The following is a 17,812-nucleotide window of genomic DNA, read 5'->3' on the forward strand; positions in this document are numbered from 1 at the left end:
AATTAGATTAGATATCATCCTGAGAAATTTCCCCAAGATGTTTATTTTGCCTTTTTCGAGTAAGATTCTTCATCAATCCATCGGTCTCTCGTATTCACATCGATGAGGTAGAGAATATTGTCCTGCTTGGTCAGCAATAAAGTTTTAGTGACAGGCATCGGGATTTTTTTACCCTCAAGCACATCTGCTCTTAAGGAAACGATATTCTTTTTTCTGACAATATCACCTGTAAAAACATTGGAACTGCTTTCGCCGGTAGCTTTATCATCGAAAACCTCTACATAAGTAGCATTGTTTCCTTTGATAACAATAAAATCTCTTTCTGTATGGTCTGTCTCATCTTTTATGAAGACAAACTTTTTGTTGTCGATATTTACACTTTCAAGATTTTGATTGATGCCTCTTCTTGCTTCAAGTCTGTCCAGAATTGCGTTCAGTGATCCATATTGAGCCTTTAGGCCTAATGTTCCAAAGAATAAAATTCCGATTAAAATTTTTTTCATATGTTGTGTTTTATAAAAAAGTTTTGCCAGAATTCTGAATTCTGACAAAACTTATATTCTTAATGTAAAATTAAAGATTACCTCTTCTTTCCTGTTCTCTTTCCAGAGCTTCGAATAAAGCCTTGAAGTTTCCGGCACCAAAACTTTGCGCGCCATGTCTTTCAATAATTTCGAAGAATAGAGTAGGACGGTCTTCTACAGGTTTAGTAAAGATCTGTAATAGATATCCTTCTTCATCATGATCAATAAGTATACCTAAGTCCTGAAGTTTTTTAAGATCTTCATCAATATGACCTACTCTTTCAGGAACCATGCTATAGTATGCCTCTGGTGGAGCAGAAAGGAACTCTACACCACGCTTTTTCAATTCAGTTACAGTATGGATAATATCTTTAGTTGCAACAGCAATGTGTTGTACACCCTCACCTTCGTAGAAATCAAGATATTCTTCTACCTGAGATTTCTTTTTACCTTCTGCAGGCTCATTGATAGGGAATTTTGCAAATCCGTTTCCGTTTGACATTACTTTAGACATCAAAGCAGAATATTCTGTATTGATTTGCTTGTCATCAAAAGAAAGGATATTTACAAATCCCATTACTTTCTCGTACCATTCTACCGTAGGGATCATTCTGTTCCAGTCTACATTTCCTACACAGTGGTCTACATAAAGTAAGCCCGCTTCTTCAGGGTTATAGTTACTTTCCCATTTCTCATACCCAGGCATAAATGCTCCGTTATAATTTTTTCTTTCAATAAACATGTGAACTGTTTCTCCGTAAGTATAAATTCCGGACATTCTTACTTCACCGTGCTCATCAGTTAAAGTTACAGGCTCTAAATATGGCTTTCCACCTCTTTTAGTAGTTTCTTCAAATGCTGCGTAAGCGTCATCTACCCAAAGTGCCAAAATTTTTACTCCGTCACCATGTTTTTTTACGTGTTCGCTGATAGGAGAGTCAGATGTAAGTCCTGTAGTAAGTACCAATCTGATTTTTCCTTGTTGAAGCACATAAGATGCACGGTCTCTTACTCCTGTTTCAGGACCAGCATAAGCTACAGACTGAAAACCGAAAGCGGTTTTATAATAATGAGCAGCCTGTTTTGCATTTCCTACATAAAACTCAATGTAATCTGTACCGTTAATCGGTAAGAAATTCTCTGCTTGAGCAATTTTCTCGGCAAATGTAAGTGTTGACATATTTTCTCTTTTACTTTTATTTTATTGGTATGCAAAATACAAAAAACTTAGACATTGCGAAAGTATTACGCCCGATTCATTGAATATATTTAACATAAAGTTCAAGAAGAGTTTACTTAAGTATATTTAAGTTTCTTTAGTTTAAAACCAAGCGCTTACATTTGTATTACAAAAAACAAGTGAGAGAAAAATATTTCGAACATGAAAGCCGCAGAGATAATCTGCGGCTTTCTTATTTTTAGGTGGTTTCTATTTTCCTATTTAAGGTTCCTGCATCGGGATTGTAATTATCCCAGATCTTCCAGGTATTGTCTATTTTTCGGATAAAATAGATCTGTGTGCTGAGTTGATTAACAAAGTGTTCTTCTCCTGTTTCTCCTACTTTAAATAAAAGATTCCAAAATTCTTGAGATTCCAGTATTTTTTTGTCCGGTTCATCCGTAACAATGTTAAGGTCAAATACTTCATAATTGGAACGGTTGTTTTTGGTTACCAGATGAAAATCTTTGTCACACAGCTCTTTACTGAATTGAGAAACTCTTTCCAGAAATGGAGAATCATCAAATACTAACTCTTTGAAAAGTTCAGTATTATGATTAGGAAATTGTTTGCAGAATTCAAAAGCAGTGGCACAATAGTCATACACCATTTGCATTATAAATGAATGTTCATCTACTTCTTGTTGATGTTGATGTATACCCCTTACGGAAAGCACATAATCATTAAGATCTTTGTATCCTAAAAAGATACAGATCTTGTCTAGTGTTTTTAAAAACCTAAGATCGCTGTGGGTTTTGTCCTGATAGTCATTTTCAAAAAATCGTTGTAAGGTAACATGCGAAATGGTGTTTCCAATTTCAAATTTTTTACCTCCTTTAAGTTCTTCTGATTCAGATAGTTCGTATTTAATAATTTCGGAAAGAATAATATAATGGCTTCTCTTCCATTCACTCACATTCCCCAAAACAGAATTCCTTACTTTAGAATGCTTTGCAATTTCTTCTCGTATCGAATTATATATAGTCTTCAAATTCCTTGTTTTAGAAAGAGTTTTATCAAAAATACTGCCAAAATGTTAAGGCTTTTTTGTGAATTATTTGATAAAGTTAAATATATGTTTTTTAATTTTAAATAAAAAAAGATATTTAAAATATTAACAGTTGATTATCAGTGCTTAAATCTTTCAAAGGCTGCTCTTTCAAGCATTTCTCTGTCATCAGGGTGTGCAATGCTGATCAATTCCTGCGCTCTTTGACGTAGGTTTTTTCCATACAGATAGGCAGTTCCGTACTCTGTAACAACATAGTGGATGTGTCCTCTAGTGGTTACAACGCCGGCTCCTTGCTTGAGGAAAGGGACAATTCTTGAGATTCCCTTTTTGGTTCTTGCTGTTATGGCAATAATTGGTTTTCCGTCATCACTCAGTGCTGCACCACGCATAAAGTCCATTTGTCCTCCAATACCGCTGTATTGTAAAGTTCCAATAGAATCTGCACATACCTGTCCTGTAAGATCAATTTCAATGGCTGAGTTAATGGCAACCAATTTTTTGTTCTTCATGATGTTGATGGGAAAGTTTACTTCACTTACATCTCTGAATGCGAAGACTGTGTTGTCATCTACATAATCATAGAGCTTTCTGGTTCCAAAACAGAAGCTGGTAATGGTTTTATTATCGTTATAGCCTTTGTATTTATTATTGATGACATCATTTTGGATAAGATCAATCACTCCGTCGCTCAGCATTTCGGTGTGAATTCCCAGGTCTTTGTGGTTGCTTAAACATTTTAAAACGGCATCAGGAATGGTTCCTATACCCATCTGAAGAGTAGATTTATCCTCAATAAGGTCTGCTACATTTTTTCCTACAAGCATTTCTTCAGGACCTACTTTTGAACTGTAATCCACGGTTGGAAGTTCTTCTTCATGCCAAACCAGTTTATGAATTCTGCTGATATGGATCATTCCGTCTCCGTGGGTTCTCGGCATTCTTGGGTTAACAAGGGCAACAATTATTTTTGCTGTATCAACGGCTGCTCTTGCAATATCCACTGATGTTCCTAATGTACAAAAACCATGTCTGTCTGGTGGAGAAACTGTTACCAGTGCAACGTCCAGAGGAAGAATATTTTTTCTGAATAAAATCGGAATCTCACTTAGAAATACCGGTACAAAATCTCCTCTGTCCGAGTTTACAGCATCACGTACCGGTGTGGAAACGAATAAAGAATTGATAAAGAATTTGTCTTTGTATTCGGGCTTTGCAATCTCTACATTTCCTTGTTGGGTAATGGATACCATTTCTACATTTTCTAATCGGTGTGATTGTCTTGCTACTTCATCAATCAGGAAATTGGGAGTACATGCACTACCGTGAAAAAATACGCGGTTACCGCTTTTGATCGTATAAATTGCTTCTTCTGCGCTTATGTAATTTTGCATATTTTACTTTTTTAATAATATTCATGACAGGGGTTAATATTATCTTTTTTACCTCATAAAATACCTATCTTCTATCAAAGATAATCTTTATAATCTTTAAGTATTCTAAATATTTCGCAGATATCAGAAGACTTTTATCATGTCACCTGAATAGATTAATGTATAAAAAAGGAAGGACTGAATGCAACGCATTCAGTCCTTTTCATAGGGGTAATAATATTCTTAATTAGAAACTTCAATAGCGGTTGCCTGTTTCATACTTCCTGTTTCGGAGAATCGCAAATGCCAGCTGAATGCTTCTTCCAGCAAATGGGGGGTGTGACCACCTCTTTCACATGCTCTGTCAAAATAAGACTGCAATTCTTCCTTGTAATCAGGATGAACACAGTTGTCAATAATCTTCTGTGCTCTTTCTCTAGGGGCCAGTCCTCTTAAGTCAGCCAATCCTACGTCGGTAACCAAGATGTCTACATCATGCTCTGTGTGGTCTGTATGAGAAACCATGGGCAGAACGTGTGAGATATTATTTCCTTTTGATGCAGCCTGAGTTACGAAAATACTTAAGTAGGCATTTCTGGCAAAGTCTCCGGAACCTCCAATTCCGTTCATTATTTTTGTTCCGCCGATATGCGTAGAGTTTACATTTCCGTAAATGTCAAATTCAATAGCGGTATTGATTGCAATAACTCCTAATCTTCTGATCAATCCAGGAGTGTTGGAGATATTCTGAGGTCTTAAAACAAATTTATCTTTATATTTTGAAAGATTTCCTAGAACTCTTTCATAGCATTCCTTGGAAACGGTAATAGATGATGCTGAAGCAAAACTCAATTTACCGGAATCTATCAAGTCAAATGTACTGTCCTGAAGCACTTCGGAAAACATAGTCAGATCGTAAAAATTACTATCCTTGAAGCCTGTTAGAACGGCATTAGCAACTTTACCGATACCTGCCTGTAGGGGAAGTAATCGATCTGTAAGACGTCCTAAACGAACTTCATTCTCGAAGAAACCAAGAAGATGCTGGGCAATAGCGGTTGTCTTTTCATCTGGCTCTGCAATGTCTGCAGGGCTGTCTTTAAGGTTGGTGAAAACAATGGCCTCAATTTTATTAGGATCAACAGGAATGCTTTTTCTTCCGATCTTGTTCCATGGAGCTACAATGGGAATAACGTTTCTGTAAGGATAATCTTCAGCCTGGTAGATATCATGAATTCCATAAACCTCTTCAGGAACCTCCGTATTAATCTCGATGATTATCTTTTTAGCCAAAGCTGCAAACGTTACAGAATTTCCTACAGAAGTGGTAGGAACAATGCTTCCGTCTCTTTCAATATAGGCTGCTTCAATAACTGCTACGTCGATACTTTGAAGATTTTTGGTGTGAAGAAGCTCGGCACTTTCACTTAAATGCTGATCAATGAAGAGAATTTCACCATTATTGATTTTGTTTCTTAAGATTGGATCTACCTGAAATGGCATCCTTTTCTTCAATACATTAGCTTCTGCTAATTTCCCGTCGGTACCATGCCCTAGTGATGCACCGGTCATTAAAGTAACCTTTAGGTCTTCAGTTTTTCCTCTTTCTGCGAGTGCCGGCAAAATAGCCTTGCTGTCACCTGCCTTTGTAAAGCCGCTAGATCCTATGATCATACCGTCTTTAATCATTTTTACAGCATTTTCAGCTGTTGTTACCTTTTGGTGTAGACTTTCTAATCTGATTCTTTCTAACATGTAATATTGATTTTTATTTAACCACCATTACTTAGTGTTTGTTATGAAAATAATGATGATTACAGATGTTAACCATGCCTCACAAATTTACGAAAAAAGACGCTTTAAATAAAGGATTTAAAGCGTCTTTTGTATGTAATTAGTAATACTTTTATATAAAATTGTTGAGGCTCTTTAGTATTAAATAAATCTATTCTATTTTTTAACCACAGAAGTTTTTATTTTAAACACTTTAGTTCACTTAAGTAACTTTAGAAAATGCTAGATATAAGTACACATTAGAAGAAAATCTTCGATTTTCAAAAAGCTTAAGTGCTCTTTTTTGAGAAGCATTATTTACTTTATGAAACTTAAGTTTTTATATCTTTTGTGACTTTTGTGGTTGAAATTAATCAATTAAGAATATTTCGTTATAAGGACATCTTATTCTAACCAAGAAGTTTTGTAGGATGGATCTTCCACTTTTAAAGCTTCTTCCGTAATTTTCAAAGGACGGAAAGGATCTACCATTACGGCATATTCTTCAGTGAACTTTTTACCGATACTTCTTTCCATGGCACCTGGATGAGGTCCGTGTACAATTCCACCTGGGTGAAGAGTGAAGTCCATAAGATCAATATGGTTACGGCTCATGAAGTCTCCCTCTGTGTAGAATAATACTTCATCAGAATCAATATTAGAGTGATTATAAGGAGCAGGAACAGCCAGTGGATGATAGTCGTACATTCTTGCACAGAATGAGCAAACTACAAAATTGTGTCCCTCAAAATTCTGGTGAACCGGTGGCGGTTGGTGAATTCTTCCTGTAATAGGCTCAAAATTTTTGATATTGAATTTATAAGGATAAAAATATCCGTCCCAGCCTACCACATCAAATGGGTGTGTTGCATAGATGAAGTCTGTAATCTGGTTTTCTTTTTTTACTTTAATTAAAAATTCTCCCTTTTCATCTACCGGCTCTTTGAAAACGGGAGCAATAATGTCTCTTTCGCAGAACGGAGAATGTTCCAGAAGTTGCCCGAATTCATTTCTGTATCTTTTCGGAGTGTAAATAGGAGAGTGGCTTTCTAATACAAAGAATACAGTATCATCAGAGCCAAGTTCCACCTGATAAATTGTACCTCTTGGAATAATGAGATAATCACCGGTTACAAATTCAAGATCTCCTATAAAAGTTTTTAAAATTCCGGTTCCCTGATGAACGTATAAAAGTTCATCACATTCTGCATTTTTATAGAAATAATCCATTGATTTTCTTGGCTTTGCCAATCCCATTTTCAGGTCGTTGTTCATCAAAAGGATCTTTCTGCTGTCCATAAAATCATCCTCGGGAGTTACATTCATTCCCTTGAACATTCTTGGAGCAACGTTTTTTTCCACCGCAATCTTAGGAGTTACATCTTTCGGTTCTCCGATTGACTTGATCTGTGTAGGACGGTGAATATGGTATAACAGAGAAGAAATACCGTGAAAGCCCTCTGTTCCGAAAAGCTGTTCATAGTAAAATTTATCCTCTGGAGACTTAAAGATAGTATGCCTTTTTGGTGGGATGTTTCCCGCTAGATGATATCTCATTTTACTTTCATATGTAGTTTCTCAAATTTAATCATTTTTCATGAATTGAATTCATCAAATATTTTTCAGCAAGTTTTGTAATTCAAAAATAATTGTTAGATTTGTCTAACAATTTTAATTTCATGAAGCGAATATTATTTTCTATTACTTTTTTATCCTCTTATTGTTTTTCACAAGGGACGGATAGTTTAAGTTTAAATCAACATAAAAGCACAGATTCTACAAGGGTTTTCAAGAAAGAAATCAAGACGAGTAATATTGAGGATGTAGTGGTAACCGGTACTATAAAGCCAATGAGCAGATCCAAAAGTCCGGTTGCAGTGGAAATCTACAACCAGAAATTTTTCCAGAAAAATCCTACTCCAAGTATTTTTGAAGCCATTGCCATGGTAAATGGAGTAAAACCGCAGCTGAACTGTTCTGTATGTAACACAGGAGATATTCATATCAACGGTTTGGAGGGCCCTTATACCATGATCCTGATTGACGGAATGCCCATTGTAAGTTCACTTTCCACAGTGTACGGATTGAGCGGAATTCCCAATAGTCTGGTAGACAGAATAGAAGTAGTAAAGGGTCCCGCATCTTCTATCTATGGCTCTGAAGCAATGGGTGGAGTAATTAATATCATCACCAAAAATGCATTGACAGCTCCTAAACTAAGTGTAGATATGATGACCAGTACGTGGAGTGAGAATAATCTTGATCTTTCTACAAAGTTTAATATAGGAAAGAATGCCGCTTCACTGTTAAGTTTAAATTATTTCAGCTTTCAGGAAAGAATAGATCAGAATAGGGATAATTTTGCTGATGCAGCTTTACAAAGTAGAATTTCAGTTTTCAATAAATGGAATTTTAAAAGAAAGGAAAACAGACAGGCAAGTTTTGCCATGAGATATTTGTATGAAGACCGTTTTGGGGGAGAAATGCAATGGAATAAATCTTTCCGTGGAAGTGATGAGGTGTATGGAGAAAGCATTTATACCAATAGAGCAGAAGTTTTCGGGTTATATGAATGGCCCATGAAAGAACATATTGTTACCCAGTTTTCTTACAATTACCATGATCAGAATTCCTTTTACGGATCCAATCCTTTCAATGCTCTTCAGAAGGTGGCTTTTGTACAAACGTATTGGGACAGAAGTTTCGGTAAGCACGATATTACAGCCGGATTTACCTTTAAAAGAACTTTCTATGATGATAATACACCGGGAACTTTAGCTTCAGACGGAGTAACCAATGCACCGATGAAGTCTCCGATATGGGGCGCATTTGTTCAGGATCAGTGGGAGATTAATGATAAAAACACCCTGTTATTGGGTTATCGATATGACTATGATAAGGTGCACCACTCAGTGCATTCTCCAAGATTAGCTTGGAAGTTTTCACCCAACCCTTATCATACGTTACGATTCAATTTTGGGACAGGGTTTAGAGTAGTAAACTTATTTACTGAAGACCACGCAGCATTGACGGGTTCAAGGGAGGTGGTTGTAAAGTCAGATCTTCAACCGGAAAGATCAGTTAATGGAAATTTAAACTACATCTGGAAAATACCCGTAGGAAACCGTTTGGTGAATTTGGATGCTTCGGCATTCTATACTTATTTCAGTAATAAGATTGTTGGTGATTTTGATTCTGACCCGAATAAAATTATTTATGACAACCTTCAGGGATATGGAATTTCAAGGGGAGCTTCTTTGAATGTGGACTTTAGTTTTTCTTTTCCTTTGAGTGTTAATTTAGGAGTAACCTACCTTGATGTGTATCAGAAATTTGACAATGAAAATCAAAAAACACAGCAACTACACGCTCCGAAGTGGAGTGGTACTTATAATCTTACCTATAAATTTCCAAGTAATCTGACTATAGATTTCACCGGACAGTTTTATGGTCCAATGAGACTACCTATTTTACCGAATGACTACCGACCGGAGTATTCACCATTTTATTCCCTGGCGAATATTCAGGTTTCAAAGAGTTTTAAATCTGGATTTGAAGTGTATTGCGGGGTGAAAAACTTATTCAACTTTACTCCTAAAGATCCTCTGATGAGGCCGTTTGACCCATTTGATAAACATGTTGATGACCCTGTCAACAATCCTAACCACTATACTTTCGATACAGCCTATGGGTATGCCCCAATGCAAGGTATCAGAGGGTTCTTGGGTGTAAAATATACCCTGAAATGAAAAAAATAGCTTTATTTTTAATGTTAGTGCCCTGTTTTTATCTGTCTCAGATGAAGACAGGCACTTTTTCTGAGTTGGAATTTCTGCAAAAAGAATCTCCAAGACCTGTAGTAATCCATCTTTATACGGATTGGTGTACAGTTTGTAAAATTGAATCCTTTCATTTGAGTAAGGACAAGGATCTGGTTAAAATGATGAATGAAAATTTTTATCTGATCAATTTTGAAGCAGAAAAAACAAGGGATAAGATCCGTTTTCAAGGGCAGGAATTTGAATATTTATCCAATGGAAGTTCAGGAATTCATGAACTAGCATTGGCTTTATCAAAAAACAAAAACCAGCCAGTTTATCCATTGTGGATATTTTTGGATAAGAATCAAAATCTGGTGTATTATCAGGAGGGGCAACTCACGCCAGAAAAAATGAAGCAAAAACTGCTGGAGATTTCTGTTTTATAAGTGTGATTTGTTGGAAAACGCAAAGGCGCAAGATTTTTTATTTTGAGCTATTTTTAAGACGCAAAGATTTTATCTGCGATAAAATTGAATACTGTTTATATATTATTTCCCGCAGATTACACAGATTACGCAGATGTTTATGTAAAATCTGCATAATCCGCTAGATCTGCGTGAGTTTTTATCTGTGGTATTTGTGTGAAATTCTTTAATATTAAATTTCAGCATCGATCAACACCGCTAGCTGAATGCAAGGTTCATCAGATCGGTTGCTCCATGCATGGGTGGTTCCTCTTTGGATAACAATATCTCCAGGCTTAAGAATTGTCTCTCCTTCTTCCATAATCAGATGTAGCTCTCCGGAAAGAATAATAATGTAATCCAACGTTGAAGTTTGATGCATCATGGGATGAGGTTCTCCTTTTTTAAACTCAACACTTAAATCCTTATCCGGCGGAATGACTACATACCTGAAATAGGTTCCGTTTTTTGGGGTTTGTGGAAATCCTGTGTTGGGAATTGTGGTTTCAAAATCTAGACTTGCAGGGGTATTTTGAGTATTCCAGATGTCTGAAATAATCAGTCCAGGAAGATGTTCTACTGCATTTTTTACCTGCTGATCTTCCACAATGATGGACTTTCCGTTTTTGATTCCTGTTACAATGCGTCTTGGTATTTTATTCATGGGTTGATGAGTGTTTCATGATAAGTTTATGACCTTGTGTCTGGTTGTTTTTAAGTATAGAATGTGCCTGAAGAACCGTTTTAAGGGAAAGGCCTCCTATTACTTTGTGTTGTGGTGGTGGGATAGCTCCGCTTTCAATCAGGTTTTTAATTTCGATCAAGCTGTTTTGGTAATAATCATACTTTTTGATCATGCTGTAGCTATAATTAGAGATATTCATAATCAGACATCCTTTATTGAAGAGCATTTCATGGGCATCTTTTGTTACTAAAGCAGTCACATCTACATAAGTTCCGTTGATCTTTAAAACATCAGCCGTGATTTCCGACATATCATTTCCTACGAGGTCAATTCCAATATCAAAAGGAAGATTATTATTGGTTTTTAAAATATTTTCGGCCAGGTTTTCCTGTTTGTAGTTGATAATCTGATTGTTCTTTACTCCTAAATTGATAAGCATCTGCCTGTTTTCTTCACTGCCCACTGTTACAATGAAATTTTGAATATGATGAGCGAGTAAAATTTTGATTAAAAATGATCCAACTCCTCCTGCAGCTCCGGTTACAAGAATGGTTTGCTCCGGCTGTAATTGTAAACGGTTAAAAATTTGCAACGATGTAAGTCCTGCTGATGGTATAGCAGCCGCCTGCTCAAATGAAATGTTTTTTGGCTTAAGGGAAACAATGGATTCCGGAACTGAAATATATTCAGCGTAAGTACCATTACTTCCCATGGAACCGCTTCCGCAAAATACTTCATTCCCAATGTTGAATTGAGTGACATCCGTTCCTTTTTCTACAATAATTCCGGATAACTCACGGCCTAGTATGGGTGACTTGATTAATTTTCGCTCCAATTCATTTTCCAGCATTTGATAATCGATAGGATTAAAGCCACTTGCCTTGATTTGAATTAAAACTTCATTGTTTTTAGGTTGTGGCTGATTTGTAATTCCATCTTCAAGCTGAAATTTTTCATTTAAAATAATTGCTTTCATACTGTTAATTTGCTGTACAAATGTAAAGAGGGAATAGTTTATATTTGCTACTAGTTAACTAATGGTAACTAGTTACCTTCATGAAACTATTATGGCAAAAATCATAGAAAACGGCATCAAAAGAGAAGCCAGCTGTACGGAAGAATTGTTTGCAATGCGTGACAGTTTGGATGTATTGGGAGGAAAATGGAAACTGATGATTTTACGGTATCTGACGAACAGACCAGATCAGATGATTCATTTTAAAAAATTGGAACGCAGTATTGAGGGAATATCTGCTAAAATGCTGAGCAAAGAATTAAAAGAAATGGAAACCAATCTCCTGATCACAAGAACGATTCAGGATACAAAACCCATCACGGTAACGTATGCAGTGACAGAGTATGGAAAATCCGTATTTCCGGTGACAGAAACGCTAGTTAACTGGGGTATAATCCATAGAGAAAAGATCAAAAAATCGATGAATTCTTCTGAATCATAGGGGTGTCAATAAAAAAATCCTCAGACTCATGTAGAGTTGAGGATTTTAAGTAATACCAAATTGTATCGTTATATTAATTTTTATCTAACCATAACTTGACCAGTTCAGAGTGGTTTTCTACCCATTCCTTAGCGGTGGCTTCTTTATTTTTACTCTGTTCCATCTTCATTAAAAGGTCAGACATCGTTTCATCATCAAAATGAACTTTGGAAAAGAATTTGGCTAAATCCGGATGATCTTTACCAAAGTTTTTTCTGGAATAGGTTTTAATCTGTTCTGCTTCACCAAATATCTTTTTAGGATCATCAAGAAACTTAAGTTTCATTTTGCCAAACATCCAGTGGGGCTGCCATCCCGTTACCACAATCCATTCTTTTCGTTGTATGGCATTCTGTAACTCGGTGATCATGGCAATGGTAGAAGAGTTGATCTGTTTATAATCCAGTTTATAATCAATAATGGCTTTATCCGTTCCGGTTGTTAATCCGGCTCCTTTTTCAATTCCTATGATTCTATGATCAAATTGCTCCTGATGCTGATTGAGTTCTTCAATGGAATGAACAGGCACATATTCCGGAACGACCAATCCTATACGACCGTTGTTGTAATTGGTTCCAAGATGAACCAATCCCGGAAACTTAGCAAGTTTTTTAGCGTGCGTGTAAGGAAGCCAGACTCCCATGAAAAGGTCTGTATCTTCATTATTCATCGAGGCCAGAATCATATCCGTAGAGGCTTTTTGAATAATGACATGATATCCCTGCTGGTCCAAAATGGCTTTAGCAACGTGGGTCATCGCCACATCTTCCGCCCAGCCATCTACCATTCCTATGGTAATATATTTAGAGTTTTTTATATTTTCACACGAATGTAAGACAGCCAATACCACTATTAAAACGGGAAAAAATAAATATTTTAAATGTTTCATCTTATTGTTTTTTCTTTACAAATCCCTGGGTAATCCGGTCAAGGATAATGGCTAAAATCACAACGGATAAACCACTTTCAAATCCTAATCCGATATCCAGATTATTAATTCCTTCCAATACTTTTTCACCTAGACCACCTGCAGCAATCATTCCTGCAATAACAACCATGGATAGGGATAATAGTATGGTTTGATTGATCCCTGTTAAAATCGTTTTCATAGCTAGAGGAAGTTCTACTTTAAACAGAATCTGACGGTTGGTAGCTCCAAAAGCTCTGGCTGCTTCTACGATATCTTTCGGAACGGCTTCAATTCCCAATGTCGTTAATCGTACCGCAGGCGGCATTGCAAAAATGATTGTTGCAAAAGCTCCGGGTACTTTACCGATACTGAAAAATAGTACAGCTGGAATCAGATAGACAAATGCAGGCATAGTCTGCATTAAATCCAGTAAAGGGCGGATAATTTTTGCGGCTATTTTACTTTTGGCAGCCCAAATTCCCAGAGGGATAGAAATAATAAGGGCCGTAATGGTTGCTACAAAAATAAGGGCAAGGGTTTCCATGGTTTCTTTCCATAATCCCATTAAAAATATTAAACTCAGCCCGGCTGCCGTGACAACAGCGATGCCTTTTCCGGCTTTCCATAATGCCAGCAGCGTAAAAAAGAGAATGATAACATAAAAGGGAGTGTGTACCAAAACCCATTCAATTCCCATAATAGAAGAGTTTCCCACGTGTTTTATGACATCAAATACAGGTTTTCCATTTTCTGTGAGCCAATTGATTGCAGTTTCTACATATTGACCTATATCTATAGTTTTATTCATCTTATTGATTGTTTGCGATTTCTTTTAATTCAATGATCTCTTCTTCGTTAAACTTAGTAGCTTCTATGATAAGAGATAATTGAGTGATAAGACCTAAAAATTTATTGTTTTCGTCTACCACGGCGATAGCCGATTTATTTCCTGAAATTAACGGTAGCATTTCTTCTACAGTAACTTCCGGATAGACTGAAGGAACATTGCTGTTGATGATTGATTCTACTGTAGGTTCTTTCTTTTTTGCAATTCGAACGACATCATTAAGAGTAACAAACCCAAGAAATTTATTTTGAAAATCTACGACAGGTAAGTTTTCCAAGCCTGTTGCTCTCATTTTTCTTAAAGCTCCTTCAGGACCGTCTTTTCTGAAACGTACCACCGTAGCTTTGTCGAACATCAAAGATCTGGCGGTGATAATAGTTTTACGATCCACTTTCTCTACAAATGCTTTTACATAGTCGCTTGCAGGATTAGTCAAAATGTCTTCTGCTGTTCCTATTTGCTCTATGACGCCATCTTTCATAATAACGATACGGTCTCCAATTTTAATGGCCTCGTCCAGGTCATGGGTAATGAAGACAATGGTTTTTTGCAATGTATTTTGCAGGTCGAGCATCTGATCCTGCATTTCAGATTTTATCAACGGATCCAGTGCGGAGAAAGCTTCATCCATGAGCAGGACTTCAGGATCGTTGGCCAAAGCCCTTGCTAATCCTACTCTCTGCTGCATACCTCCTGAAAGTTGGGAAGGATACTGATTTTCGAAACCATTCAATCCTACAATGTCCAGTGCTTTCTGTGCTTTTTCATCACGGGAAGCTTTATCTTCTCCTCTGATTTCCAGTCCGAAACCGGCATTGTCTAAAATAGTATGATGAGGCAGCAAACCAAATTTTTGAAACACCATACTCATTTCCGTTCTTCTTACTTCCAGAAGTTCTTTATTGTTTTTACTGGTAATATCATCGTCATTGATGTATACTTTTCCTGAAGTAGGTTCATTCAGTCTGTTTAGACAGCGCAGTAAAGTAGATTTTCCACTTCCTGACAATCCCATGATGACAAAGAATTCACCTTCATAGATTTCAAAGCTTGCTTTATTGATTCCTATGGTGCAGCCTGTTTTTTCAAGAATTTCCTTTTTGGAAAAACCTTTGTCTAAAAGTTCCTGTGCTTTCTCTTTGTTTTTACCAAAAATAATAGTCAGATCTTCAACTTTAAGTTTTACTTTTCTACTGTTTTCATTTTTTTCCATATTCAGATTTTTTAATTAATGGTATAAAAAATTGTACACCAATTCATTATACCTCCATTTTACGTTGTTGTTCTGGTGATGACGATAGCATAAAATAATCTACTAAGCTTCTTATCATGATAGAAGCTTTTCAAAAAAAAATAAGACCACAAAGCACCTAAGGCCTTATGTTTATTTTAAATATTTCAATAGATTATACTCTAGAAAAAGAGTGTATCGTGTAAAAAGAACTTAATCTTTTACATCGATTCTACAATTAAATTACTGATGAAGTAATTACAGATATGTGTACTGAACAACTTGAATTTCTGCATTTCATCATAATGCAGGTCAATATAAAAATATTGTGTATCAATCTTTTATGACGATGCAAATTTACGAATTTTATATTAAATGGATTTTTTGAGACGTAAGATACTGGTTTTAAGTCTGGTGATGGAAGGAGATAAGCACAGCAATTTTTCCCTTATCATAAAAGATAAGAGGGTATTGATCATGTATATATTTTTAAGAAGATTTTTAAAAATACGGGCAATGAAATTACTTCAGTAAAACGGCAATAATGGCCAGGATAGCAGGCAAAGCCTGAACGAAAAATATTTTTTTAGTCGCTGAAATAGCTCCATAGATTCCTGCTACGGCTACACATCCTAAAAAGAAGAGTGCTACGTTCGTTTGCCATTGCGGATCTTTAATCAAAAATGACCAGAACAATCCTGCAGCCAGAAAACCATTGTAAAGGCCCTGATTGGCAGCCAGTCCTTTGGTGGGTTTGAACATTTCAGCCGGTAGAGCAGCTTTGAAAACTTCCTTTCCCTTGGTTTCCCAGGCGAACATTTCCATCCAAAGAATATACAGATGTTCCAGTGCTACAATAGCGATAAGAATTTTGGCTACAACTTCCATGATTTAATATTTATTCATTGTAAAACTAAAAAAATAAAGTTAAGTTTGGTTATTCAATTCTAAAAGATGGATCATTTCAAAGCACATTTAGATAAATTCATTACGGTCAATGACGAGGAATTTGCTTCCATCATTTCCTTTTTTGAGGTTTTAAAAGTGAAAAAAAAAGAAAATCTGATGCTTGAGGGTGATATCTGTAAGTTTAAGTATTTTGTTTTGGAGGGATGTCTGAGAAAATTTTTTGTCAATGAAAAAGGGGTAGAGCAAACCACGGAGTTTGCTATAGAAAACTGGTGGATGTCAGATACTTTTGCTTTTGAAAAACAGATGAAATCAAGCTTTAATATTCAGTCTGTAGAGAATTCCAAAATTTTAATCATTGATTTTCAGTCTCAGGAACTTTTATTGGAAAAACACCCCATTATGGAACGATATTTCAGAATGGTATACCAAACAGCTTATGCTGCTGCCGAAAAAAGAATCCGTTATATTTATGAGATGACAAAAGAAGAATATTATGTGCATTTCAGTACATTGTATCCTTGGTTTATCCAAAGAATTCCGCAATACTTAATTGCTTCCTTTTTAGGTTTTACGCCAGAATATTTAAGTGAAATCAGGGCAAAATTACGTTCTTAAACCAGTTTAAGTTTTTTACGGATTATAAACCGGAAATTTGTCATGTTATTAAAAACCAATACAATGACAGATACGAAAAATCAATTTCCGCAGCTATTTTTAAGACTTGCTCTTGGGGTAACCATGCTTTCTGCAGTGGCAGATCGGTTTGGGCTATGGAGCAAAGAAAATTCATCATGGGGAAGTATGGCCAGTTTTGAAGAATATACAAGACAGCTGACCTTTTTTCTTCCGGAAGCATTGAGTACTTTTTCAGCATATGCAGCCACCTTTCTGGAAATTCTGGTTCCATTGATGTTGATTTTAGGATTTAAAACCAAAATAGCAGCGTATGGGACTAGTATTTTATTGCTGATTTTTGCAGTATCTATGACCATTGCATTAGGTTCTAAAGCTCCACTCAATTATTCTGTTTGGGTGGGAAGTGCGGCAGCTCTTTTATTGGCTGTTCAGCAACGATATTCTTTTAGTATAGATCAATTAACCAAAAAATAATAATATAATGAGCGCAAGATTAAATATTGCAACAGTAGATTCAGCGGCTTACAAAGCGATGATGGGGCTAGAAAGTTATTTACAAACCATTTCTTTAAGTCATATCCAAAAAGAATTGATTAAAATCAGGGCATCCCAAATCAATAAATGTGCTTTTTGCCTTGATATGCACACAAAAGATGCTTTAAAATATGGGGAAACTACACAAAGAATCTTCATTTTGGAAGGCTGGAGAGAAGCAAAAGATTTCTTTACAGAAGATGAGCAGGTGCTTTTGGCGATGACAGAAGAAATTACATTGATTAGCCATGAAGGCTTGACTGAGGAAACTTATCAAAAGGCTAAACAGGTTTTTGACGAGGCTCAGATTGCTCAAATCATCATTGCAATTGTAACCATCAATGCATGGAACAGAATCGCAGTGAGTACACATCTTCCGATTGCAAAATAAAAAATACGTACTATTTGCCAACAGATGGTAATAAAAAGCTCCTTCAA

The 17,812-nt window shown here is 36.1% G+C and carries 18 protein-coding genes; 6 read left to right on the top strand and 12 right to left on the bottom strand.

The genetic code is table 11. The features are described from left to right. Nucleotides 1-41: 41 nt before the first annotated feature. The 6 genes from EG359_RS19465 to EG359_RS19490 form a co-directional block, all read right to left on the bottom strand. Nucleotides 42-503: a hypothetical protein gene (locus tag EG359_RS19465; RefSeq protein WP_076356757.1), complete on the bottom strand. Its 462-nt coding sequence runs from the start codon at nt 501-503 to the stop codon at nt 42-44. Between the two features lie 70 nt (nt 504-573). Then, nucleotides 574-1,704 (bottom strand): 4-hydroxyphenylpyruvate dioxygenase, encoded by a 1,131-nt coding sequence (gene hppD, locus EG359_RS19470; protein ID WP_076356585.1) that lies wholly within the window; start codon nt 1,702-1,704, stop codon nt 574-576. A 238-nt stretch (nt 1,705-1,942) separates the two neighbouring features. Continuing rightward, nucleotides 1,943-2,734 carry a hypothetical protein gene (locus EG359_RS19475; protein ID WP_076356587.1) on the bottom strand — a complete coding sequence of 264 codons (792 nt, stop codon included), beginning with the start codon at nt 2,732-2,734 and terminating at the stop codon, nt 1,943-1,945. A 137-nt stretch (nt 2,735-2,871) separates the two neighbouring features. Further along, the gene (locus tag EG359_RS19480) at nt 2,872-4,146 is read right to left on the bottom strand and encodes an acetyl-CoA hydrolase/transferase family protein (protein WP_076356589.1); all 1,275 of its coding nucleotides are present in this window, start codon (nt 4,144-4,146) and stop codon (nt 2,872-2,874) included. A gap of 222 nt (nt 4,147-4,368) precedes the next feature. Continuing rightward, nucleotides 4,369-5,880, bottom strand: a complete 1,512-nt coding sequence (locus tag EG359_RS19485; protein WP_076356591.1) for a succinate CoA transferase — start codon at nt 5,878-5,880, stop codon at nt 4,369-4,371. A 423-nt stretch (nt 5,881-6,303) separates the two neighbouring features. Then, a complete protein-coding gene (locus EG359_RS19490) occupies nt 6,304-7,455 on the bottom strand; it encodes a homogentisate 1,2-dioxygenase (protein ID WP_076356593.1) in 1,152 nt (383 codons plus the stop codon). Nucleotides 7,456-7,577: 122 nt separating this feature from the next. On the opposite strand from EG359_RS19490, the gene EG359_RS19495 reads away from it, so the two are divergent. Both EG359_RS19495 and EG359_RS19500 read left to right on the top strand, forming a co-directional pair. Then, nucleotides 7,578-9,647, top strand: coding sequence for a TonB-dependent receptor plug domain-containing protein (locus EG359_RS19495; protein ID WP_076356595.1), 2,070 nt, complete (start codon nt 7,578-7,580; stop codon nt 9,645-9,647). Continuing rightward, nucleotides 9,644-10,105, top strand: a complete 462-nt coding sequence (locus EG359_RS19500; protein ID WP_076356597.1) for a thioredoxin fold domain-containing protein — start codon at nt 9,644-9,646, stop codon at nt 10,103-10,105. The genes EG359_RS19495 and EG359_RS19500 overlap by 4 nt, the downstream gene beginning before the upstream one ends. Nucleotides 10,106-10,316: 211 nt before the next feature. On the opposite strand, the gene EG359_RS19505 is transcribed toward EG359_RS19500, so the two are convergent. Next, nucleotides 10,317-10,787, bottom strand: a complete 471-nt coding sequence (locus EG359_RS19505) for a cupin domain-containing protein (RefSeq protein ID WP_076356599.1) — start codon at nt 10,785-10,787, stop codon at nt 10,317-10,319. Next, nucleotides 10,780-11,784, bottom strand: coding sequence for an NADP-dependent oxidoreductase (locus EG359_RS19510; RefSeq protein WP_076356601.1), 1,005 nt, complete (start codon nt 11,782-11,784; stop codon nt 10,780-10,782). Before EG359_RS19510 ends, EG359_RS19505 begins: the two co-directional genes overlap by 8 nt. Nucleotides 11,785-11,875: 91 nt before the next feature. Here EG359_RS19510 and EG359_RS19515 point away from each other — a divergent pair, with 91 nt between their 5' ends. Beyond that, a complete protein-coding gene (locus tag EG359_RS19515) occupies nt 11,876-12,265 on the top strand; it encodes a winged helix-turn-helix transcriptional regulator (protein WP_076356759.1) in 390 nt (129 codons plus the stop codon). 73 nt (nt 12,266-12,338) lie between these two features. On the opposite strand, the gene EG359_RS19520 is transcribed toward EG359_RS19515, so the two are convergent. The 4 genes from EG359_RS19520 to EG359_RS19535 all read right to left on the bottom strand — a co-directional run bounded on the left by EG359_RS19520 (nt 12,339) and on the right by EG359_RS19535 (nt 16,180). Further along, nucleotides 12,339-13,193, bottom strand: coding sequence for a glycine betaine ABC transporter substrate-binding protein (locus tag EG359_RS19520; protein ID WP_076356603.1), 855 nt, complete (start codon nt 13,191-13,193; stop codon nt 12,339-12,341). A 1-nt stretch (nt 13,194) separates the two neighbouring features. Continuing rightward, the gene (locus tag EG359_RS19525) at nt 13,195-14,022 is read right to left on the bottom strand and encodes an ABC transporter permease (protein ID WP_076356605.1); all 828 of its coding nucleotides are present in this window, start codon (nt 14,020-14,022) and stop codon (nt 13,195-13,197) included. A gap of 1 nt (nt 14,023) precedes the next feature. Continuing rightward, the gene (locus EG359_RS19530) at nt 14,024-15,274 is read right to left on the bottom strand and encodes a quaternary amine ABC transporter ATP-binding protein (protein WP_076356607.1); all 1,251 of its coding nucleotides are present in this window, start codon (nt 15,272-15,274) and stop codon (nt 14,024-14,026) included. Between the two features lie 540 nt (nt 15,275-15,814). Then, nucleotides 15,815-16,180, bottom strand: coding sequence for a DUF1304 domain-containing protein (locus tag EG359_RS19535; protein WP_076356609.1), 366 nt, complete (start codon nt 16,178-16,180; stop codon nt 15,815-15,817). Nucleotides 16,181-16,246: 66 nt separating this feature from the next. Here EG359_RS19535 and EG359_RS19540 point away from each other — a divergent pair, with 66 nt between their 5' ends. The 3 genes from EG359_RS19540 (at nt 16,247) to EG359_RS19550 (ending at nt 17,765) form a co-directional block, all read left to right on the top strand. Then, nucleotides 16,247-16,819 (top strand): Crp/Fnr family transcriptional regulator, encoded by a 573-nt coding sequence (locus EG359_RS19540; protein ID WP_076356611.1) that lies wholly within the window; start codon nt 16,247-16,249, stop codon nt 16,817-16,819. 63 nt (nt 16,820-16,882) lie between these two features. After that, the gene (locus tag EG359_RS19545; RefSeq protein ID WP_076356761.1) at nt 16,883-17,314 is read left to right on the top strand and encodes a DoxX family protein; all 432 of its coding nucleotides are present in this window, start codon (nt 16,883-16,885) and stop codon (nt 17,312-17,314) included. A gap of 7 nt (nt 17,315-17,321) precedes the next feature. Next, nucleotides 17,322-17,765 carry a carboxymuconolactone decarboxylase family protein gene (locus EG359_RS19550; protein WP_076356613.1) on the top strand — a complete coding sequence of 148 codons (444 nt, stop codon included), beginning with the start codon at nt 17,322-17,324 and terminating at the stop codon, nt 17,763-17,765. Nucleotides 17,766-17,812: the final 47 nt, after the last annotated feature.

This window comes from Chryseobacterium joostei (assembly GCF_003815775.1).
GTDB classification, from domain to species: Bacteria; Bacteroidota; Bacteroidia; order Flavobacteriales; family Weeksellaceae; genus Chryseobacterium; species Chryseobacterium joostei.